Raw genomic sequence first — 20,558 nt, forward strand, 5'->3', positions numbered from 1 at the left:
CTCAGTCCTGACTGTCCAGAATCTCGCGCACCTTGGCGACCAGATCGCCGCGGGGTACCTCGAACTGGCTGGGGCGCTCCTTCCATTCCTCAAGCGTGGCGCTCTCGGCGATCTTGGCGCCCAGGATTAGGTCCTTGATCTGAACAACGCCGCGGTCCTTCTCGTCCCCGCCCTCGATCACCGCGACGGGCGAGTTGCGCTTGTCCGCGTATTTCAGTTGATTGCCGAAATTCTTGGGGTTGCCCAGATAGACCTCGGCGCGGATGCCGGCATTGCGCAGTTCGGCCACCATCGCCTGATAGTCGGCCATGCGGTCCCGGTCCATCACGGTCACGACGACCGGCCCGGTGTCATGTGACTTGATCCGCCCTTTCTCGCGCAGCGCGGCCAGCAACCGGTCGACCCCGATCGAGACACCGGTCGCGGGCACTTCCTGCCCGGTGAAGCGCTTGACCAGATCATCATAGCGCCCGCCGCCTGCGACGGAACCAAACTGCCGCTTGCGACCCTTTTCATCGAAGATCTCGAAGGTCAGCTCGGCCTCGTAGACCGGACCGGTGTAGTATCCCAGCCCTCGCACGACCGAGGGGTCGATCTGGATGCGATCGGCTCCATAGCCTCCCGCAGCCAGCAATTCGCCGATCTGCTCCAGCTCGGAGATGCCTTCAGCGCCGATCTTGCTGTCACCCACGGCCGCGCTCAGGTTGGCCAGCGTTCCGGCGGCGTCATCGGCTTTCGAGGTCAGGAAGGCGATCACCGGCTCGGCCTGATCGTCGGACAGACCCACGCCCTCGATAAACGCGCCCGAGGCGTCCAGCCGACCCTTGGTCAGCAACTCGCGCACGCCCTGCTCGCCCACCTTGTCGAACTTGTCGATGGTGCGCAGAACGTCATCGCGCGCCGCCGCGTCCGCGCCCAGGCCCATGGCCTCGAGCACGCCGTTGAGGACCTTGCGGTTGTTGACCCGCACCAGATAGTCGCCGCGCGGGATGCCCACGGTCTCCAGCGTGTCAGAGAGCATGGCGCAGATCTCGGCATCCGCGGCCATGCTGGCCGTACCGACCGTATCCGCATCGCATTGATAGAACTGGCGATACCGCCCCGGACCCGGCTTTTCGTTGCGCCAGACCGGACCCATCGCATAGCGGCGATAGGGCGTGGGCAGGTCGTTGCGATGTTGGGCATAGACCCGAGCCAGCGGCGCGGTCAGGTCATAGCGCAGCGCCATCCAGTCGCCGTTGCCGCCCTCGTCAAACTCCTGCCAGGCGAACACGCCTTCGTTGGGGCGATCGACATCGGGCAGGAACTTGCCCAGCGCTTCGACCGTTTCCACGGCGCTGCTTTCCAGCGCATCAAACCCATAGCGATGATAGACGTCCGCAATCGTCCGCAGCATCTCGGTGCGCTGCGTGACTTCCTGGCCGAAATAGTCGCGGAACCCTTTCGGCGTGACGGCCTTGGGGCGGGGCTGTTTCTTGGGCTTGGCCATGTGGGGCGTCCTTGGGATTTCATCACTTGCGCGCGCGGTCTATCCCATGGTCTGGGTCGGGGCAAGCCAGCGCTGGCATTGCGTGCGCCACAGCGGTATGACCGCACCAGATCACAGGAGCCCCAGCGATGCAGCATCTGGAAGAGAAAATCGCCCACCTGACCCGCACCGTGGATGACCTGAGCATGGTCGTCGCCAAGCAGCAGGACGAGATCGATCGCCTGACCCGCCACGTCGCGATGCTGATGCAGCGTGAAGCCGAACGCGCGCAGGAGGGGTCCGGCGGGGTCATTCTGGGCGACGAACGCCCGCCGCATTACTGAAGGTGCGTCAGACCTCCTGCACGTCCATCACGCCATCGAGCGATTTGATCGCACCCTTGATCTGCGGGTTGATGGGGAAATCCTGCCCCAGATCCATCTCGACTTCGCCCGGCAGGCCCGGGTCCATCAGGCACAGGTGAACCGGCCCCTTCGCGGCATTTCGGGCCGCCCCCGCCGCGTCCTGCAAAACCCGTGCCACGGTGGACACCACCTGCGGCTGATCGACGAAGATGCGCAGACCCGTTGCCCCGGCCTCGGCCACCACCGAATCCGCCGGACCGACCGAGCGCGCCAGCAGCTTCAGCTGGTCGGCCTCCATCGTGGCTTCGGCCGTCAGCACGACCTGCGCGCCGGTTTCCAGATACTCGCGTGATTTCTCCAAGGTTTCCGAGAACAGCGTCACCTCGTATGCCCCCGTCGGGTCGGACAGCTGGGCAAAGGCGAACCGGTTGCCCTTGGCCGATTTCCGTTCCTGTCGTCCGGCGACCACACCGGCCATCTTGGCGATCAACGGACCCGAGCGTGCCTTTTCGGTAACCTCGTCCAGCGTCATCACCTGCTTGCGTTTCAGGGCGGGCATGTAGTCGTCCAGCGGGTGGCCGGAGAGGTAGAAGCCGATGGCCTTGAACTCCTCGCTCAGGCGTTCGGCGGGCAGCCAGTCTGGCGATTTCGACAGGCGCGGTTCGGGCAGATCGTCGCCCGCCTCGCCGAACAGCGACACCTGGTTCGAATTCTTCTGCTCGTGGATCGCCGCCGAATACTGCACCAGCTGTTCGAGGCTTTCGAACACCCTGCGGCGGTTCTTGTCCAGCTCGTCGAAGGCCCCCGCACGGGCCAGCATCTCCAGCGGCCGTTTGCCGACCTTTTTCAGATCGACCCGGCGGGCGAAGTCAAAGAGGTTGACGAAAGGCTTGTCGCCCCGCCCCTGCACCACGAGGTTCATCGCCTCGACGCCCACGTTTTTCAGCGCGCCCAGAGCATAGACCAGCTGGCCATCCACCACGTCGAAGGTCGCCAGCGAGCGGTTCACGCAGGGCGGCACGTAAGGCAGGCCCAGCCCCTTGCGGACCTCTTCGAAATACACCGCCAGCTTGTCGGTCAGGTGGATATCGCAGTTCATGACGCCGGCCATGAACTCGACCGGGTGGTTCGCCTTGAGCCAGCCGGTTTGGTAGCTGACCACCGCATAGGCCGCCGCGTGGGATTTGTTGAAGCCGTAGTTGGCGAATTTCTCCAGCAGGTCGAACACCTCGGAGGCCTTCTTGGCGTCCACGCCGTTCTTGGCCGCGCCAGCCTCGAATTTCGGGCGTTCGGCGTCCATCGCCTCTTTGATCTTCTTACCCATCGCGCGGCGCAGCAGGTCGGCGCCGCCAAGGCTGTAGCCCGCCATGACCTGCGCGATCTGCATCACCTGTTCCTGGTAGACGATGATGCCTTGGGTTTCTTCCAGGATGTGGTCGATCAGCGGGTGAACGGATTGGATCTGGCGCTGGCCGTTCTTGACCTCGCAATAGGTGGGGATGTTCTCCATCGGGCCGGGGCGGTAGAGCGCCACGAGCGCCACGATGTCCTCGATGCAGGTGGGTTTCATGCGCTTGAGTGCGTCCATCATGCCCGAGCTTTCAACTTGGAACACCGCCACGGTCTTGGCCGCGGAATAGAGCTTGTAGGTGGCCGGATCGTCCAGCGGGATCGCGTTGATCTCGTTCACTGCGCCTTCGGGCGGGTCGTATAGCTGGGTGCCATCAGCGGCGATGTGCAGGTCGCGGCCCGACTTGCGGATCAGGTCCACCGCGTTCTGGATCACGGTCAGGGTCTTTAGGCCCAGGAAGTCGAACTTCACCAGACCGGCCTGTTCCACCCATTTCATGTTGAACTGGGTCGCGGGCATGTCCGAGCGCGGGTCCTGGTAGAGCGGCACCAGCTCGTCCAGCGGCCGGTCGCCGATCACCACCCCGGCGGCGTGGGTCGAGGCGTTGCGCAACAGCCCCTCGACCTGCTGGCCGTAAGTCAGAAGGCGGTCCACCACCTCTTCGTTGCGGGCCTCTTCGCGCAGGCGGGGTTCGTCCTTGAGCGCCTTTTCGATCGAGACCGGCTTGACCCCTTCGACCGGGATCATCTTGGACAGGCGGTCCACCTGGCCGTAGGGCATCTGCAGCACCCGCCCGATGTCGCGCACCGCCGCCTTGGACAGGAGCGCGCCGAAGGTGATGATCTGGCCTACCTTGTCGCGGCCGTATTTCTGCTGAACGTATCGGATCACCTCTTCGCGGCGGTCCATGCAGAAGTCGATGTCAAAGTCGGGCATCGAGACCCGCTCGGGGTTCAGGAAGCGTTCGAACAGCAGGCTGTAGCGCAGCGGGTCGAGGTCGGTGATCGTCAGCGCATAGGCCACCAGCGAGCCCGCGCCCGAGCCCCGCCCCGGCCCGACCGGAATGTTGTGCTCCTTGGCCCATTTGATGAAGTCGGCAACGATCAGGAAGTAGCCGGGGAACCCCATGCTTTCGATGATGCCCAGTTCGAAATCCAGACGCTTCTGGTATTCCTCGGGCGGGACGGCATGGGGGATCACCGCCAGGCGTTTCTGCAGGCCCTCGTTGGCCTGACGCCGCAGTTCCTCGACCTCGTCATCGGCGAATTTCGGCAGGATCGGGTTGCGCTTGTAGGCCATGAAGGCGCAGCGCTTGGCGATCTCGACCGTGTTCTCGATCGCCTCGGGCAGGTCGGCGAAGAGCGTGGCCATTTCCTGCGGTGACTTGAAATAGTGCTGAGCGGTCAGGCGGCGGCGGCCCTCCTGCTGGTCGACGTAGGCGCCCTCGGCGATGCAGATCAGGGCGTCATGGGCCTCGTACATGTCCGAGGTCGGGAAATAGACGTCATTGGTGGCCACCAGCGGCAGGTTCTTGGCATAGGCCATTTCCACGTGGCCGCGCTCGGTCAGGCGCTCGGCCTCCGGCTGGCCATCCTCGCCGGGGTGGCGTTGCAGTTCGACATACAGGCGATCGGGGAACATCGCGGCCAGCCGGTCCACCAGCGCCTCGGCGGCCGGGCGCTGGCCCTGCTGCAACAGGCGGCCCACGGGGCCGTCCGGCCCGCCGGTCAGGCAGATCAGGCCCGCCGAATGTCGCTGAAGTTCATCCAGCGTGACCTGCGGCAGCTGCCCGCCCTTGTCTACATAGAGGCACGAGCTGAGCTTCATCAGGTTCTCATACCCGGTCTCGGACTGGGCCAGCAGAACAACGGGCGCAGGCAGCGTCGGCTTGTCACCCGGCTGTGCGGTCACATAGCAGAGGTCCACCTGGCAGCCGATGATCGGCTGGATTCCCGCGCCGCTGGCGGTGACGGAAAACTCCAGCGCGCAGAACATGTTATTGGTATCGGTGACCGCAACGGCGGGCATGTCCATCTGCTCGCACAGACCCGGCAGCTTTTTCAGCCGCACAGCGCCTTCCAGCAGGGAATATTCGGTATGAACGCGGAGGTGGATGAATCGCGGAGAACTGCTCATGAGCGCAGGCTATCCCACTCGGCGCGCGGGCAAAAGACAGAAGGATACCGGCGGGTTGCTCAAACAATGATCAGCGATTATTCGGGTTTTTCAGAAGGTGCTTTAATTGAGATCTGGGCGTAATGGCAAAAAGGTGTTTTGTTTCAAAGTCGTGCCCGGATCAGGCGGTCGATACACCTGTCAAGACGAATAGGAATGGTGCATTCCAGGGGCGGTTTTTCTTGCCAGCCGTCCGGCGCTGTTTCTAACATCTTTCGGCAAGCTACAAGCCCGCTTCTTTCTCTACGTCGCATCGAGAGAGGGCACCGATGGGCGCAACGGGGTAACGCGACGGGTTTCTAGAATGAACATCACGTTTCTTCTGAACGGAGAGACTGTGGAGTTGGCGGATGTTGATCCGACGGCCACATTGCTGGATTGGCTGCGCGAGGATCGTGGCCTGACCGGCACCAAGGAAGGCTGCAACGAGGGCGACTGCGGCGCCTGCACCATGATGGTGACGGATGAGGGCGGCGCCAAGGCGCTGAATGCCTGCATCCTGTTTCTACCGCAGCTGCATGGCAAGGCGGTGCGCACTGTCGAAGGCGCGAGCGGGCCGGATGGCCAGATGCACCCGGTTCAGCAGGCGATGGTCGAGCATCACGGCTCGCAATGCGGATTCTGCACGCCCGGTTTCGTGATGTCTATGGTGGCCAGCCACGCCAATGGCGCGACCGATCACGACACGCAACTGGCCGGCAACCTGTGCCGCTGCACCGGCTATGCCCCGATCATCCGCGCCGCGAAGGCCGTCGAAGGCCAGCCCGTGCCGGTCTGGGTGAGGGAAACGCCGGTGGCGGTCGAGCCCGCATCGCCGATGATGCCGCGCTCGTCCGACGAGCTGGCCGAGGTCTATGCCGCCCATCCCGAGGCGACTCTGGTGGCCGGCGCCACCGATGTGGGCCTGTGGGTGACTAAGCAGTTGCGCGATCTGGACCCGGTGATCTTTCTGGGCGGGTGCGACGATCTGAAGGAGATCTCGATCGCCGAAGACGAGGTCCGCATCGGTGCGATGGTGGACATGAACCGCATGGGCGCGGCGATGGCTGATCTGCACCCCTCCTATGCCGAGATGATCCGGCGCTATGCCAGCGTTCAGGTGCGCCATGCGGCCACGGTGGGCGGCAACATCGCCAACGGCTCGCCCATCGGGGACAACCCGCCCGCGCTGATCGCGCTGGGGGCGACGCTGCATCTGCGCAAAGGGGACGCGCGGCGGTCGATCCCGCTGGAGGATTTCTTTGTCGATTACGGCCAGCAGGACCGCGCGCCCGGCGAGTTCGTCGAGGCGGTCAGCTTTGCCCGTCAATCGGACCGGCTGAAATGCTACAAGCTGAGCAAGCGGTTCGATCAGGATATCTCGGCCGTGTGTGGCTGTTTCAACGTCACCGTTTCGGATGGCGTCGTGGCGCAGGCGCGCATCGCCTTCGGTGGCATGGCGGGCATTCCGAAGCGGGCCGCGGCGGTCGAGGCCGCCTTGGTCGGCAAGGCGTGGACGCATGAGACCGTTCAGGCCGCGCTGCCGGCGTTTGACGGGGATTTCACCCCGCTGACCGACATGCGCGCCTCGGCCGAATACCGGCTGGAGACGGCCAAGGCGATGCTGGAGCGGTATTTCGCAGAGGATCAGGGCGAGTTGGTCAACGTGCTGGAGGTGTCGGCATGAGCGTGACCAAGCCCCTGCCCCATGACGCAGCACATCTGCATGTGTCGGGAACCGCGCGTTACGTGGATGACATTCCGACGCCCAAAGGCACGCTGCACCTGGCCTTTGGGTTCAGCCCGATCGCCAAGGGCCGGATCACGGCGATGGACCTGTCGGCGGTAAAGGCCGCCGAGGGCGTCGTGATGGTGATGACCGCCGAGGATCTGCCCTTTGCCAATGACGTCTCGCCCTCGGTCCATGACGAGCCGCTGCTGGCGGACGGGACGGTGAACTATGTGGGCCAGCCTGTGTTTCTGGTCGTCGCCACCAGCCATCTGGCGGCGCGCAAGGCGGCGCGGCTGGGCAGGATCAACTATGCCGAGGAAACGCCGATCCTGACCATCGAGGAGGCCTTGGCCGCGGACAGCCGGTTCGAGGACGGCCCGCGGATCTACGCCAAGGGCGACGCCGACGCCGCCATCGCGCAGGCGTCGCATGTGATCGAAGGCACGTTCGAGATCGGCGGGCAGGAGCATTTCTACCTGGAAGGTCAGGCCGCGCTGGCGGTGCCGAACGAGGGCGGGGACATGCTGGTGCATTCCTCGACCCAGCACCCGACCGAGATCCAGCACAAGGTGGCCGAGGCGCTGGGTGTTCCCATGAACGCCGTGCGGGTCGAGACCCGGCGGATGGGCGGCGGCTTTGGCGGCAAGGAAAGCCAGGGCAACGCGCTGGCCGTGGCCTGCGCCATCGCGGCGCGGGCGACCGGGCGGGCCTGCAAGATGCGCTATGACCGCGACGATGACATGATCATCACCGGCAAGCGGCATGCGTTTCGCATCAGCTACAAGGCTGGGCTCGACGCGGAGGGGCGCATTCAGGGTGTCTCGTTCAAGCATTACGCCATCTGCGGCTGGGCGCAGGACCTGTCGCTGCCAGTGGCCGACCGGGCGATGCTGCATGCCGACAACGCCTATCTGTTGCCCAACGCGCGGATCGAGAGCCATCGGCTGAAGACCAACACGCAATCGGCCACGGCGTTTCGCGGCTTTGGCGGGCCGCAGGGCATGGTGGGGATCGAGCGGGTGATGGATCACGCAGCGCATGTGCTGGGGCTGGACCCGGTCGAGCTGCGGCGGCGTAATTACTATGCGGCTCCGGATGCGGGGGGCGCTGCCCCCCGGAGTATTTCCGAAAAGATGAAGGGGAACACCACGCCTTACGGGCAGGTGGTCGAGGATTTCGAGTTGCACGAGATGACCGAGGCCCTGCTGGCGTCGAGCGACTATGCCGCGCGCAAGGCGGCGGTTGCGGCTTGGAATGCCGAGAACCGCTTGGTCAAGAAGGGCATCGCCTTTTCGCCGGTGAAATTCGGGATTTCCTTTACGCTGACCCATCTGAACCAGGCCGGGGCGCTGGTGCATGTGTATCAGGATGGCTCGGTGCATCTGAACCATGGCGGCACCGAGATGGGCCAGGGGCTGTTTCAGAAAGTGGCCCAAGTCGCGGCCGCGCGGTTCGGCATTCCGCTGGAGATGGTGAAGATCACGGCGACCGATACCGCGAAGGTGCCGAATACTTCGGCCACGGCGGCGTCGTCGGGCAGCGATCTGAACGGGATGGCCGTGAAGGCCGCCTGCGACACGATCCGCGACCGGATGGCCGCCTATCTGGGCCAGCGGCATCAGGCCGACCCATCGGCGGTCGTCTTTGCCGATGGCCGGGTTACCGTGGGCGAGGAAAGCTACAGCTTTGCCGAGGCGGCGGCGCTGGCCTATCAGGGGCGCGTCAGCCTGTCGGCGACCGGGTTCTACAAGACGCCCAAGATCGAGTGGGACCGGATCAAGGGTCAGGGGCGTCCGTTCTATTATTTTGCCTATGGCGCGGCGGTGACCGAGGTGGCGGTGGACACCCTGACCGGGGAAAACCGGATTCTGCGGGCGGATATCCTGCATGATGCCGGCGCCTCGCTGAACCCGGCGCTGGATATCGGGCAGGTCGAGGGCGGCTATGTGCAGGGCGCGGGCTGGCTGACGACCGAGGAACTGGTGTGGGACGACAAGGGCCGGCTGCGCACCCATGCGCCATCGACCTACAAGATCCCCGCCTGTTCGGACCGGCCGGGCGTGTTCAACGTGGCGCTTTGGGATGGCGCGAACCGCGAGGACACGATCTATCGCTCGAAGGCGGTGGGCGAGCCGCCCTTCATGCTGGGAATTTCGGCCTGGCTGGCGCTGTCGAATGCCGTTGCGGCCTGTGGCGATGGATACCCGGGTCTGAACGCTCCGGCCACCGCCGAAGAAGTCTGGCGTGCCATTCGACGCCTGCGTGGAGGCACCTGATGGGATTTGACCGGGAGACATTGAGGGAGGCAGTCGAAAAACACGGCAAGGTGACCCGCGTGGTCATCGCGGCGATACGCGGGTCGTCCCCGCGCGAGGTCGGCGCCGCGATGCTGGTCTGGGACGGCGGGCAGTCGGGCACGATCGGCGGCGGCACGCTCGAGTTTCAGGCGGCCGAGGCGGCCCGGGGCCAGCAAGACCGGCCCCGCCTATCCCGACATGCGCTGGGGCCGGACCTTGGGCAATGCTGCGGCGGCGCCGTCACGCTGCTGAGCGAGGTCTATGACGCGGAAGCTGTCGCGCAGCTGGACCGCGAGGTGATCGCCCGCCCCGTCACGGATGCTCCGATGCCGCTTTCGGTGAAACGGCTGCTGGCACAGGCCCGCAACCAGGGCCAGCGCCCCGAGCCCCAACTGATCGACGGCTGGATGATCGAACCGGTGCACAGCCCCTTCCGCCAGCTGTGGATCTGGGGGGCCGGACATGTCGGGCGGGCGCTGGTCGGTGTGATGGCCCCCCTGCCCGATCTGGCGATCACCTGGGTGGACACCGCGCCCGACCGTTTTCCCGAGATGGTTCCGCCGGGTGTTACCGCAGTGCCGGCAGCCAATCCGGCGGATCTGGTGCACCACGCTCCGCCAGATGCCGAGCACCTGGTGCTGACATATTCACACAATCTGGACTTTGAACTGTGCAACCGGCTGCTTTGGCATGATTTCCGCTTTGCGGGGCTGATCGGCTCGGCTACGAAATGGGCGCGATTCCGTTCGCGCCTTGCCGCGCTGGGGCATTCACCGGCGCAGATCAGCCGGATCACCTGCCCCATCGGGGACCCGGCCCTGGGCAAGCACCCGCAGATGATCGCAATCGGTGTGGCGGCACATATCCTGCGCCCCGCCCGGCAGAATGACTTGAAGAAGGACCTGAGCGCGTGACCACTCCACTTCTGAGCCTGCAGGGACTGACTAAGGCCTATCCCGGCGTCGTGGCCAATGACCATGTGTCCTTCGACATAGCGGAAGGCGAAGTCCATGCCCTGCTGGGCGAGAACGGCGCCGGCAAGTCCACTCTGGTCAAGATGATCTATGGGCTGGTCAAGCCCGACAGCGGCACGATGCTGATGCGCGGCCAGCCCTACGCCCCAAGCGAACCGCGCGCGGCGCGCGCCGACGGCGTCGCGATGGTGTTCCAGCATTTCTCGCTGTTCGACGCGCTGAACGTGGCCGAGAACATCGCCTTGGGCATGGAAAACCCGCCTCCCATGGGCGACCTGGCTGCGCGTATTCGCGAAGTTTCGGAAAATTACGGCCTGCCGCTCGACCCGTACCGTACCGTGGGCGACCTGTCCGCGGGCGAACGCCAGCGGGTCGAGATCATCCGCTGCCTGTTGCAGGACCCCAAGCTGCTGATCATGGACGAACCCACCTCGGTTCTGACACCGCAAGAGGTGGAAATCCTGTTCGAGACGCTGAAAAAGCTGCGCTCGGAGGGTACCTCGATCCTGTACATCTCGCACAAGCTCGAAGAAATCCGCACGCTGTGCGACCACGCCACCATCCTGCGGCTGGGCAAGAATGTGGGCGAATGCGTACCGTCCGAGACCTCGGCCCGCGACATGGCCGAACTGATGGTTGGCTCGGCCTTGCAGACACCGGAACGCGCGGGGCGCGCGTTCGGCCCGGTGGCGCTGGATGTGACCGGCCTGTCGGTGCCGTCTCCGTCCGAGTTCGGCACGGCGCTAAAAAACGTGCACCTGACCGTGCGCAAGGGCGAGGTTCTGGGCATCGGCGGCGTCGCCGGCAACGGGCAGGACGAGTTGCTGGGTGCGCTGTCGGGCGAAATCCTGACCACGGCCGACGCCATCAAATTCAACGGCCAGCCCATCGGCCGGCTGGGGCCCACTGCACGGCGCGAGCTTGGCGTACTGACCGCGCCCGAGGAACGTCTGGGCCATGCGGCGGCACCGGACATGAGTCTGACCGAGAACGCCCTGTTGACCGGGTCGGTGCGGGAAAACCTTGAAACCCGGGGCTTTCTGAAATGGAGCGAAGCCCGGGATTTCGCCGAGCGGATCATCAAAACCTTCGACGTCCGCACGCCCGGCCCTGAGAACGCCGCGCGGTCGCTGTCGGGCGGCAACCTGCAGAAATTCGTGATCGGCCGCGAGGTGCTGCAAAACCCCGAGGTTCTGGTGGTGAACCAGCCGACCTGGGGGGTCGATGCCGCCGCAGCCGCCGCGATCCGTCAGGCTATTCTGGACCTTGCGGCCCAGGGCACGGCTGTGGTTTGCATCAGCCAGGACCTGGACGAGTTGATGGAGATCTCGGACAGTTTCGCCGCGCTGAACGAGGGGCGACTGAGCGCGCCGCGGCCCACGGCCAACCTGAGCGTCGAAGAGATCGGCCTGATGATGGGCGGCGCGCATGGCATGGAGGTGGCGCATGTATAGGCCTCGGCGCGGCTTTCGACCGGCGCACATCAACAAGAACGCAACAGGCAGGGGGATCACGGGATGATCGTGCTGGAGAAACGCCCACAGCCGTCCAAGGCGTGGTCCTACGCCACGCCGCTGGTGGCGGTGGTGGCCACGATGGTGTTCGGCGGGCTGCTGTTCGCCATCTTGGGCAAAAACCCCGTCGAGGCGATCGGCACGATCTTCTGGGAGCCCCTGTTCGGCGAGTTCTCATTCTATTACCGGCCGCAATTGTTGGTGAAAGGCGCGCCGCTGGTCCTGATCGCCATCGGGCTGTCGCTGGGCTTTCGCGCCGGGATCTGGAACATCGGCGCCGAGGGTCAGTACATCATGGGGGCGATTTTCGGCGCGGGCATCGGGCTGGCCTTCTATCCGCTTGATGCTTGGTATGTATTTCCGCTGATGGTCCTCGCCGGGGCCTTTGGGGGCTGGATCTGGGCGATGATCCCGGCCTTTCTGAAAGTGCGCTTTGGCACCAACGAGATTCTTGTCTCGCTGATGCTCGTCTATGTGGCCGAGCAATTCCTGGCCTCGGTCTCGCTGGGGCTGCTTAAAAACCCCGAGGGGTTCGGCTTTCCGGGCTCGCGCAACCTGCAATCCTATGACGCCGCGCACAACGCGGAACTGATCGCAGGATCGGGCATGCACTGGGGTGTGGTCGCGGCCTTCGTTGCGGTGATCTTTGCCTATGTCCTGCTGAACCGGCACATGCTGGGCTTTCACATCCGCCTGACGGGCGAGGCCCCCCGCGCAGCAAGATTCGCAGGCGTGAACCCGCCCCGGCTGATCCTGTTCTGCCTGGGGCTTTCGGGTGCCCTGGCGGGCTTCGCGGGCATGTTCGAAGTGTCCGGCCCCGCGGGCGTGGTGAGCATCGACTTCAACGTGGGCTACGGGTTTACCGCCATCATCGTGGCCTTCCTCGGCCGTCTGCACCCGGTGGGCATCCTTCTGGCCGGCGGCCTGATGGCGCTGACCTATATCGGCGGCGAGATCGCGCAGTCTCAGCTGGGGCTGCCCGCCGCCGCGATTCAGGTGTTTCAGGGGATGCTGCTGTTCTTCCTGCTGGCCTTCGACCTATTGACCAACTACCGCATCCGTGCGGCCCGCAGCGAGGTGGCGTGACCCATGAACCTTGGTGAAATCAACCCCATTCTGCTGATCGCCTCGCTGATGGTGGCGGCCACCCCGCTGTTGCTGGCCGCAATCGGAGAGCTGGTCGTCGAGAAAGCTGGCGTACTGAACCTTGGCGTCGAAGGCATGATGATCGTGGGCGCGATCAGCGGCTTTGCGATCTCGGTCGAGACCGGCTCGCCCTGGCTGGGTTTCGTGGCGGCGGCCATCGGCGGCGCGCTGCTGTCGCTGCTGTTCGTGCTGCTGACCCAGTTCGCACTGGCCAACCAGGTGGCCAGCGGCCTGGCCCTGACGCTGTTCGGCCTGGGCCTCAGCGCGTTGTTGGGGCAAAGCTATGTGGGCATCAAGCCGCCCAGCATGGGCGACATCCACATCCCCGTCCTGAGCAACCTGCCGGTGATCGGCCCCATCCTGTTCCAGCATGATCCGATCCTGTATGTGGGCATCGCGCTGACCGCAGGGGTGTGGGCGATGTTGAAATACACCCGAGCGGGTCTGATCCTGCGCGCGGTGGGGGAAAACCACGATGCCGCCCATGCACTGGGCTACAAGGTGGTGCGGATCCGCATTCTGGCCATCCTCTTCGGCGGCGCCTGCGCCGGGCTGGGAGGGGCCTATATCAGCCTGATCCGGGTACCACAATGGACCGAAGGCATGACCGCTGGCGTCGGCTGGATCGCGCTGGCACTGGTGGTGTTCGCCAGCTGGAAACCGTGGCGCACCTTGCTGGGTGCCTATCTGTTCGGCGGCATCACCGTTCTGCAGCTGAATTTGCAGGCAGCGGGCGTTGCCATCCCTGTCGAGTATCTGGCAATGTCGCCCTACATCATAACGATCCTTGTGCTCGTGATCCTTTCGGCCGACAAGAGCAGGGCACCTGCCTCACTTGGCCGGACCTTCCACGCCTCGCACTAGGGGCCAACTGTACCAAATTGGGGAGTAACTAAATGAAATTCACTTCACTTCTGGCAAGCGCCGCCATGGCACTTGGCCTTGCCACGGGCGCCGTGGCCGAGGACAAGACAAAGGTCGGGTTCGTCTATGTCGGCCCGGTGGGCGATGGCGGCTGGACCTACGAGCACGACAAGGGCCGTCAGGCTGTCGAGAAGCACTTTGGCGACAAGGTCGAAACCGTGTACGTGGAATCGGTGCCCGAAGGCCCGGATGCCGAGCGCGTCATGACCCAGATGGCGCTGGAAGGGGCCGACCTGATCTTTACCACCTCGTTCGGCTACATGGACCCGACCATCAACGTGGCCAAGAAATTCCCGAACGTGAAATTTGAGCACGCCACCGGCTACAAGACCGCCGACAACGTGTCGGTCTACTCGGCGCGTTTCTATGAGGGTCGCGCTGTCCAAGGTCATATCGCCGGCAAGATGACCAAGTCGAACATCATCGGCTATATCGGCTCGTACCCGATCCCCGAAGTGATCCGCGGCATCAACTCGGCCTTCATTCACGCCAAGAAGGTGAACCCGGATGTCGAGTTCAAAATCGTCTGGGCCTACACCTGGTTCGATCCGGCGAAAGAGGCTGATGCCGCCAAGGTTCTAATCGAACAGGGCGCCGACGTGATCCTGCAGCACACGGACTCGACCGCACCGCAGGCTGCCGCACAAGAAGCCGGCAACGTGATCACTTTCGGCCAAGCCTCGGACATGAGCGAATATGCTCCGATGCCGCGCGTCAGCTCGATCATCGACAATTGGGCGCCTTACTACATCGCGCGCACCCAGGCTGTGATGGATGGCACCTGGGAGTCGGTGAACACCTGGGACGGTATCAAGGAAGGCATGGTCGAGATCGGCGAGATCTCCGATGCCGTTCCGGCCGACGTCAAGGCTGAAGCTCTGGCTCTGAAGGACGCGATCGCATCGGGTGAATACCATCCTTTCACCGGCCCGCTGAACAAGCAGGACGGCAGCGCCTGGCTGGCAGAAGGCGAAGTGGCCGATGACGGCACGCTGGCCGGCATGAACTTCTATGTCGAAGGCCTGGAAGGCGAAATTCCGCAGTAAGCCGGATCTGAAAAACACCGGAAAGCCCGCCCCATCTGGCGGGCTTTTTTATTTACAGTTGGTCCCGAAAACTGCGCCAGGCCAGAAGAACCCGCGACGACGCCGTCAGGAAACACAGCCCCCCGAACACCCAAGCCATGGGCGCGAATGCCTGCGGCAGCAGGCAAAGCAGAACCAGGAAAGCGATCGTCTCTGCCCCTTCCAGCAGGCCGCCGGTGAAATACAGCGCCTTCTTCCCCCGCGCCTCGGACCGCAGTCCGTGACGGTCGGCCAGCAGGGCAAAGCCCAGAAAGCTGGTGCCGTTAACGTAGAAGGACAGCAGCAGAAAGGCCCCGGCAAAGCCGTTGGCCGCAGGGTCGGCGACGACGAATGCGAACGGGACCGCGCCGTAGAACAGGAAATCGCAGGTGATATCAAGGTAACCGCCGAAATCGGTCCCTCCGCGCGCGCGGGCCACCGCGCCATCCAGCCCATCCGCCAAGCGCGACAACAGCAGCGGCAGCAAGGCCCACGCCGTTTCCCCAACGGCGATCAGGCCGCAGGCCACCAGCCCCAGCCCCAGCCCGATCAGCGTGATCTGGTTGGCTGTAAAGCCCAGCCGGGCAAGAACACGCCCCTGCGCGTTCAGCACCGGATCAATAATGGGTCGGATCTGTGCATCGAACATGCGCGGCTCCTAGCCTGCGATCCCGATTTTGGCCAGACACAATGGCGCGAGCGCGCAGTTGCTGCACGCGGCTAGTGCCCGCTGAGCACCAATGTGTTAACCGGCATCAGGATCAACCGCAGGCGCAGGCCCGCCGCATGCAAGGCACCGATCGTGTCGACCACATGGTAAAACGTCTTCTGCCAGAACCCTAGGCTTTCATCCTCGAGCTTGTGGTGATTGTCGGTATAGACATTGGCCAGGCAGTTGCTGCCCGGCGGGATCGTGTCGGCCATGCCGCCATACAGCGGCTCGTGATAGACGAGGATCGAACCCGGATTGGTATTGACCTGCACGTCACGCAACTCGTCCGTGGGCCGGATCTACCCCGATGGGATCACGTCCTGCACCTGAACCACCACGGCCGGGATCACCGTGAACGGCTTGGTCATGCAGCCCAGTTCTCCGATCTTGCCGGGCTCGATCACCTGCGCGCTCTTCTGGTTGAACGCGGCCTGGAACCTGTCGCGCCCCGAGTTTAAGGGCACCAGAATGCCCGCCCGACGCAGAAGCGGGCTTACATAGTCGCCGACCCGCAGCCCGAACTGCTCGACCCGGCCGGTCACGCCGGCACTGACGACCGCCTTGTCCAACTCAGCCAACGCCGCGTCCAACTGCGGATTGGCGCTGGACAGTTGGGCGGGGATCAATTCCTCGATCTGCTGAACGACAGCGGCCTTCTTCGATTCGGCCGCACGCACTTGGGCCTGGCGCTCGGCCACCAGGTTTTCCAGCCGGTCGATCTCGGCCAGCCGCACGGCGCTGGAGCCCTCGTCGCGCCGGGTCGTGTTGCGCTCGAGGTCCTCAAGGCCCTGATCCAGCGCGGCCTTGGCCGCCGCAATGCCAGCCTCGGCTTCGGCCAAGTCGGTCTCGGTCACTTTCAACGAGGCCTGGATCTGGGCGATCTGCGCATGGGCCGCCTCGACCTGGGCCTTCTGGGTGAAATCCTCGATCCGGAAGATCGGCTGCCCCGCGGTGACGATCTGGTTGTTGGTCACATAGACCTCGGACACCCGCCCGCCTAGCTGCGGCAGGATCGTCACCGTGCGGAAATACGACGCCGCGGTCTTGCTGGCCGGATGAAAGTAGAACAACATGGTGATCACGAGCGCGAGGATCGCGCAGGTGGTCAGGTCCCAGCGCAGCTCGTACCACATGGTGAACAGGGTGATTTCATGCGCGATCCGCTTGCCCTGCACGAACCTGCGGAACAGGAAATCCCGCAGCACGGTGACCAGCGCGCACATCAGTGTTTCAAGCATCGGCCGCAGCTCCGTCAGTGCGCGGCCCCTGGGCGGTCACGGGTGCCGCGGGCGCCTCTGGGTCGGGTGGCTGGCCGCGGCCCGGTGCCAATGACCGGATGGCATCGGCAATCGAACGCAGCGGAGCAGCGAAGTTCGGAAACTGGAAACCCGCCATCAGGATCGCCGCAATCCAGAAGATGCCGTCGTGGATGAACAGTGCCAGCAGCGCCAGAAGCCTGACCAATTTAAACTGAGGGTGGTTGTTTTCATGCGCCATCTTTTCCGGCACCGAATTCAGGGTCAGGTACCCGACCCCGATCAGAACGACCACGCCGACGGTGAAAAACACAATGAAGGTGAACAGAAAGTCGCTTCCAACCGCCTCTGTCACATACGAGGGGATATGCCCCGTGGCCATCGGGTGAATATCTGCGCCGGTAAAATCCGCCTCCGGAAAATCCTGCAGAAAGGGACTTGATGGGTTGATGCGCAAATTCAACCCCGCTTAAACAAGGGGGACGGATTGTTCCGGCGTTTCGTCCAAACGATCACCAATCGGACGCAGACATGACCCAGTACCTTACCACCCTGAACGGCGCCCCCTTGCGCGGATTTGCCTTCGGCACGATGCAATTCGGCGGCCGCGCCGATGCGGACCAGAGCCGAGCGATGTATGATGCCTGCCGGGCCGCAGGGATCGCGCATTTCGACACGGCATATGCCTACACCGATGGCGCCTCGGAAACCTTGCTGGGCCAGATGATCGCGCCCGAGCGCGACGATCTGCTGATTGCGACCAAGGTCGGGTACACGGGTGGCGCGGGGGCGGCGAATATCGAAAGCCAGTTTGACATTTCTCGCGCCCGACTGGGGCAGGACGTGATCGACCTGCTGTACCTGCACCGGTTCGACCCCGGAACCGATCTGGCCGAGACGATGGAGTGTTTCGCCCGCCTGAAACAGGCCGGCAAGATCCGCTATGTCGGCCTGTCCAACTTTGCCGCCTGGCAGGTGATGAAAGCCTCACAGATCGCCGCGCAGTTCGATCTGACGATCGACGCGCTGCAGCCGATGTACAACCTCGTCAAGCGTCAGGCCGAGGTCGAGATCCTGCCCATGTGTTCCGATCAGGGAATCGCTGTGTTTTCCTATTCTCCTCTGGGCGGCGGTCTGCTGACCGGCAAGTATGCGCGCGGCGGCGGCGGGCGGCTGGCCGAAGATGAACGCTATGCCAGCCGCTACGGGGCCGACTGGATGGCCGAAACCGCGACCCGGTTGGCCGATCTGGCGGCCGAAACCGGGGTCGATCCGGCGACGTTGGCGGTGGCCTGGGTCTCCGCCAGCCCCTATGCGCCGACCCCCATCATTTCGGCGCGCAGCGGCGAACAACTGGACCCGTCGCTGGCCGCGCTGACCTTCGAAATGTCCCCCGATCTTTGTGCCCGCATCACCGCGCTCAGCGTATCGCCGCCACCCGCCACCGACAGGCTCGAGGAGGCCACATGATCGACTTTCTGGTCATCGGCGGCGGCGTCGCGGGGCTGAGTGCAGGCGCCCGCCTGTCGGAACACGGCTCGGTCACCGTTCTCGAGGCCGAAGACGCGTTAGGCTACCACGCCTCGGGGCGCTCGGCCGCGCTATTCGAGGAGGGGTATGGCCCCGCTTCGGTGGTTGCATTGAACAGGGCCAGTGCCGGGTTCTTTGCCGACAGCGGATACCTGACGCCGCGCGGTCTGATGCTGTTGGCCAAGCAGAATCAGGCCGAACAGTTCGCCCTGGACGTGGCCGAATTGAACATGACGGAAATCCCGATTTCAGAGGCACTGGCGCATGTCCCTATTCTGAACCCTGAAACGGTGACCCGCGCCGCGCTTAGCGAGGCCGCCCATGACATCGACACCGACCGCGTCCTGCAGGATTTCGCCCGCACGATCCGCGCCAATTGCGGGACGGTCCTGACCGGGCAGGCGGTGACAGGTATCCGCAAGGCCGGACACTGGATCGTGACGGCAGAGCAGGAATTCGAAGCCCGGACCATCGTCAACGCGGCAGGCGCATGGGTGGATGAGGTGGCAACGATGGCAGGGATCGACCCGATCGGGATCACGCCGCGGCGTCGCTCGATGGCGCGCCTGCCCGCGCCCGGCGGCCATGACCTGCGCCACTGGCCAATGATGCTGGGCGCGGGCGAGACCTGGTATGCCAAGCCCGACGCCGGCAAGCTGCTGGTGTCCCCGGCCGACGCCGACCCCGTTGCCCCACAGGACGCCTGGGCCGATGACATGGTGCTGGCCGAAGGGTTGGCGCGTTACGAGGAAATGGTCATCTGCCCGGTTGTGCGGGTGGAAACCAATTGGGCCGGTCTGCGCAGCTTTGCGCCCGACGGCACGCTGGTTCTGGGTCCGGATCCGGCGGATGCCAGCTTTGTCTGGTCGGCCGCGCAGGGTGGCTATGGGTTTCAGACCGCACCTGCGGCAGCGCGGCTGGTCGCCGACCTGGCGCTGGGCCTGCCGCCCGAGCTGCCGCCCGAGATCGTCACGGCGCTGTCCCCAGCGCGACTGCGATCATGACCCGGCGCCCCCTTCCCCCGTGCGCAAGCGTCGCCACTCCGGGCGATGGCGCCCGGCTGGTCGCCCCGGCTGCCAGCAGGAACGTCGCACACCTGTGCGCTCTGCTATCCGAGGTCGCCCCCGACCGAGGCCGCGCGCTGGAGCTGGCCAGCGGCACCGGTCAGCATGTCGCTGCGTTTGCCGAGCGGCTGCCCGGGCTCGAATGGCAGCCGACCGAGATCGACGCCGCGCGGCGCGCCAGCATCGACGACTATGCAAGCGACCTGCCGAACGTGGCCCCGGCCATCGCGCTGGACGCGACCGAGCGTGGCTGGTCGGACCGGCACGGTGGGCAGGATCTGATCGTGCTGATCAACCTGCTGCACCTCATCAGCCAGCCCGAGGCAGAGACCATCATCACCGAGACCGCCCGCGCCCTTGCTCCGGGCGGGCGTCTCGTCCTGTATGGTCCGTTCATGCGGGCCGGGGAACTGACCAGCGAAGGCGATGCCCGATTTCACGCCACCCTGACCGCGCAGGACCCGGAAATCGGCTACAAGGACGATTTCGACACGATCGACCTGATTCAGGACGCAGGGCTGGAACTGGTGCAGGTCGTGGAGATGCCTGCAAACAATCTGGCCCTTGTCGCCGAAAAACCGGCCACCTGATCGAGATCAAGGAGGCCTCGCGAATCCCGGCTACACATGCAGACAATGAGATGTTTGCAAAAGGTAGCTGCTCATGAGCTGGAAAGAAAAACTCTCTGCCACGCGATCGGGGCTTAGGAACCTGAACGGCGCGATCCCGGATACCGCCCGCGCCTTTGGCGCGTTGGGCAAATCCGTCAAGGAAGGCGGAACGCTCGACTACAAGACCAAGGAATTCGTCGCCCTCGGCATCTCGGTCGCGGTGCGGTGCGAGCCCTGTATCTCGCTGCATGTCGAAGCCCTGATCAAGGCGGGCGCAACCCGCGAAGAGGTCGCGGATGTTCTGGCGATGAGCATCCAGATGGGCGGCGGGCCGTCAATGATGTATGCGGCCAAGGCGCTGGAATGTTTCGATGAACTGACCTCGGACTGAGCCAG

Annotated in this window: 16 protein-coding genes and 1 pseudogene; 12 read left to right on the top strand and 5 right to left on the bottom strand. The window is 64.5% G+C overall.

Going from position 1 to position 20,558, the window contains the following annotated elements; all coding sequences use genetic code 11:
• Position 1: 1 nt before the first annotated feature.
• Complete coding sequence (gene hisS, locus AC2FM3_RS01455; RefSeq protein ID WP_496678490.1) at positions 2–1,489, bottom strand: histidine--tRNA ligase; 1,488 nt, start codon at positions 1,487–1,489, stop codon at positions 2–4.
• 128 nt (positions 1,490–1,617) lie between these two features.
• On the opposite strand from hisS, the gene AC2FM3_RS01460 reads away from it, so the two are divergent.
• Positions 1,618–1,812 (top strand): SlyX family protein, encoded by a 195-nt coding sequence (locus AC2FM3_RS01460; RefSeq protein ID WP_093964614.1) that lies wholly within the window; start codon positions 1,618–1,620, stop codon positions 1,810–1,812.
• A 7-nt stretch (positions 1,813–1,819) separates the two neighbouring features.
• Here AC2FM3_RS01460 and dnaE read toward each other — a convergent pair whose 3' ends face one another.
• Positions 1,820–5,320, bottom strand: a complete 3,501-nt coding sequence (dnaE, locus tag AC2FM3_RS01465; protein ID WP_496678491.1) for a DNA polymerase III subunit alpha — start codon at positions 5,318–5,320, stop codon at positions 1,820–1,822.
• Positions 5,321–5,663: 343 nt separating this feature from the next.
• Between dnaE and xdhA the strand changes: the two genes are divergently transcribed.
• The 7 genes from xdhA (at position 5,664) to AC2FM3_RS01500 (ending at position 14,971) form a co-directional block, all read left to right on the top strand.
• Positions 5,664–7,025 carry a xanthine dehydrogenase small subunit gene (gene xdhA / locus AC2FM3_RS01470; RefSeq protein ID WP_496678493.1) on the top strand — a complete coding sequence of 454 codons (1,362 nt, stop codon included), beginning with the start codon at positions 5,664–5,666 and terminating at the stop codon, positions 7,023–7,025.
• Complete coding sequence (gene xdhB / locus AC2FM3_RS01475; protein WP_496678495.1) at positions 7,022–9,346, top strand: xanthine dehydrogenase molybdopterin binding subunit; 2,325 nt, start codon at positions 7,022–7,024, stop codon at positions 9,344–9,346. The genes xdhA and xdhB overlap by 4 nt, the downstream gene beginning before the upstream one ends.
• Positions 9,346–10,281 (top strand): xanthine dehydrogenase accessory protein XdhC, encoded by a 936-nt coding sequence (xdhC, locus tag AC2FM3_RS01480; protein WP_496678497.1) that lies wholly within the window; start codon positions 9,346–9,348, stop codon positions 10,279–10,281. The genes xdhB and xdhC overlap by 1 nt, the downstream gene beginning before the upstream one ends.
• A complete protein-coding gene (locus AC2FM3_RS01485) occupies positions 10,278–11,795 on the top strand; it encodes an ABC transporter ATP-binding protein (RefSeq protein ID WP_496678499.1) in 1,518 nt (505 codons plus the stop codon). The genes xdhC and AC2FM3_RS01485 overlap by 4 nt, the downstream gene beginning before the upstream one ends.
• 63 nt (positions 11,796–11,858) lie before the next feature.
• Entirely contained in the window at positions 11,859–12,941 is a 1,083-nt protein-coding gene (locus tag AC2FM3_RS01490) for an ABC transporter permease (RefSeq protein ID WP_496678501.1), read from the top strand.
• Between the two features lie 3 nt (positions 12,942–12,944).
• Positions 12,945–13,865 carry an ABC transporter permease gene (locus tag AC2FM3_RS01495; protein WP_496678503.1) on the top strand — a complete coding sequence of 307 codons (921 nt, stop codon included), beginning with the start codon at positions 12,945–12,947 and terminating at the stop codon, positions 13,863–13,865.
• Positions 13,866–13,897: 32 nt separating this feature from the next.
• Entirely contained in the window at positions 13,898–14,971 is a 1,074-nt protein-coding gene (locus AC2FM3_RS01500) for a BMP family ABC transporter substrate-binding protein (protein WP_496678504.1), read from the top strand.
• Positions 14,972–15,023: 52 nt separating this feature from the next.
• On the opposite strand, the gene AC2FM3_RS01505 is transcribed toward AC2FM3_RS01500, so the two are convergent.
• The 3 genes and pseudogenes from AC2FM3_RS01505 to AC2FM3_RS01515 all read right to left on the bottom strand — a co-directional run bounded on the left by AC2FM3_RS01505 (position 15,024) and on the right by AC2FM3_RS01515 (position 17,339).
• Positions 15,024–15,638 carry a CDP-alcohol phosphatidyltransferase family protein gene (locus tag AC2FM3_RS01505; protein ID WP_496678506.1) on the bottom strand — a complete coding sequence of 205 codons (615 nt, stop codon included), beginning with the start codon at positions 15,636–15,638 and terminating at the stop codon, positions 15,024–15,026.
• A gap of 71 nt (positions 15,639–15,709) precedes the next feature.
• Positions 15,710–16,939: pseudogene (locus AC2FM3_RS01510) on the bottom strand (HlyD family secretion protein).
• Positions 16,932–17,339, bottom strand: coding sequence for a hypothetical protein (locus AC2FM3_RS01515; protein WP_496678508.1), 408 nt, complete (start codon positions 17,337–17,339; stop codon positions 16,932–16,934). Before AC2FM3_RS01515 ends, AC2FM3_RS01510 begins: the two are co-directional and overlap by 8 nt.
• A 149-nt stretch (positions 17,340–17,488) precedes the next feature.
• Between AC2FM3_RS01515 and AC2FM3_RS01520 the strand changes: the two genes are divergently transcribed.
• From AC2FM3_RS01520 to AC2FM3_RS01535, 4 genes are all read left to right on the top strand, one after another.
• Positions 17,489–18,427 carry an aldo/keto reductase gene (locus AC2FM3_RS01520; RefSeq protein WP_496678509.1) on the top strand — a complete coding sequence of 313 codons (939 nt, stop codon included), beginning with the start codon at positions 17,489–17,491 and terminating at the stop codon, positions 18,425–18,427.
• Positions 18,424–19,491, top strand: coding sequence for an NAD(P)/FAD-dependent oxidoreductase (locus tag AC2FM3_RS01525; RefSeq protein WP_496678511.1), 1,068 nt, complete (start codon positions 18,424–18,426; stop codon positions 19,489–19,491). The genes AC2FM3_RS01520 and AC2FM3_RS01525 overlap by 4 nt, the downstream gene beginning before the upstream one ends.
• The gene (locus AC2FM3_RS01530; RefSeq protein ID WP_496678513.1) at positions 19,488–20,141 is read left to right on the top strand and encodes a DUF938 domain-containing protein; all 654 of its coding nucleotides are present in this window, start codon (positions 19,488–19,490) and stop codon (positions 20,139–20,141) included. The genes AC2FM3_RS01525 and AC2FM3_RS01530 overlap by 4 nt, the downstream gene beginning before the upstream one ends.
• Before the next feature lie 73 nt (positions 20,142–20,214).
• Positions 20,215–20,553, top strand: a complete 339-nt coding sequence (locus AC2FM3_RS01535; RefSeq protein WP_496678515.1) for a carboxymuconolactone decarboxylase family protein — start codon at positions 20,215–20,217, stop codon at positions 20,551–20,553.
• Positions 20,554–20,558 lie beyond the last annotated feature (5 nt).

The organism is Ruegeria sp. BHSB172 (assembly GCF_059613165.1).

What these genes read in the sequence shown, in the direction of transcription:
- hisS (WP_496678490.1), bottom strand. Translation starts at nt 1,489, where the DNA reads ATGGCCAAGCCCAAGAAACAGCCCCGCCCCAAGGCCGTCACGCCGAAA.
- AC2FM3_RS01460 (WP_093964614.1), top strand. Translation starts at nt 1,618, where the DNA reads ATGCAGCATCTGGAAGAGAAAATCGCCCACCTGACCCGCACCGTGGAT.
- dnaE (WP_496678491.1), bottom strand. Translation starts at nt 5,320, where the DNA reads ATGAGCAGTTCTCCGCGATTCATCCACCTCCGCGTTCATACCGAATAT.
- xdhA (WP_496678493.1), top strand. Translation starts at nt 5,664, where the DNA reads ATGAACATCACGTTTCTTCTGAACGGAGAGACTGTGGAGTTGGCGGAT.
- xdhB (WP_496678495.1), top strand. Translation starts at nt 7,022, where the DNA reads ATGAGCGTGACCAAGCCCCTGCCCCATGACGCAGCACATCTGCATGTG.
- xdhC (WP_496678497.1), top strand. Translation starts at nt 9,346, where the DNA reads ATGGGATTTGACCGGGAGACATTGAGGGAGGCAGTCGAAAAACACGGC.
- AC2FM3_RS01490 (WP_496678501.1), top strand. Translation starts at nt 11,859, where the DNA reads ATGATCGTGCTGGAGAAACGCCCACAGCCGTCCAAGGCGTGGTCCTAC.
- AC2FM3_RS01495 (WP_496678503.1), top strand. Translation starts at nt 12,945, where the DNA reads ATGAACCTTGGTGAAATCAACCCCATTCTGCTGATCGCCTCGCTGATG.
- AC2FM3_RS01500 (WP_496678504.1), top strand. Translation starts at nt 13,898, where the DNA reads ATGAAATTCACTTCACTTCTGGCAAGCGCCGCCATGGCACTTGGCCTT.
- AC2FM3_RS01505 (WP_496678506.1), bottom strand. Translation starts at nt 15,638, where the DNA reads ATGTTCGATGCACAGATCCGACCCATTATTGATCCGGTGCTGAACGCG.
- AC2FM3_RS01515 (WP_496678508.1), bottom strand. Translation starts at nt 17,339, where the DNA reads ATGGCCACGGGGCATATCCCCTCGTATGTGACAGAGGCGGTTGGAAGC.
- AC2FM3_RS01520 (WP_496678509.1), top strand. Translation starts at nt 17,489, where the DNA reads ATGACCCAGTACCTTACCACCCTGAACGGCGCCCCCTTGCGCGGATTT.
- AC2FM3_RS01525 (WP_496678511.1), top strand. Translation starts at nt 18,424, where the DNA reads ATGATCGACTTTCTGGTCATCGGCGGCGGCGTCGCGGGGCTGAGTGCA.
- AC2FM3_RS01530 (WP_496678513.1), top strand. Translation starts at nt 19,488, where the DNA reads ATGACCCGGCGCCCCCTTCCCCCGTGCGCAAGCGTCGCCACTCCGGGC.
- AC2FM3_RS01535 (WP_496678515.1), top strand. Translation starts at nt 20,215, where the DNA reads ATGAGCTGGAAAGAAAAACTCTCTGCCACGCGATCGGGGCTTAGGAAC.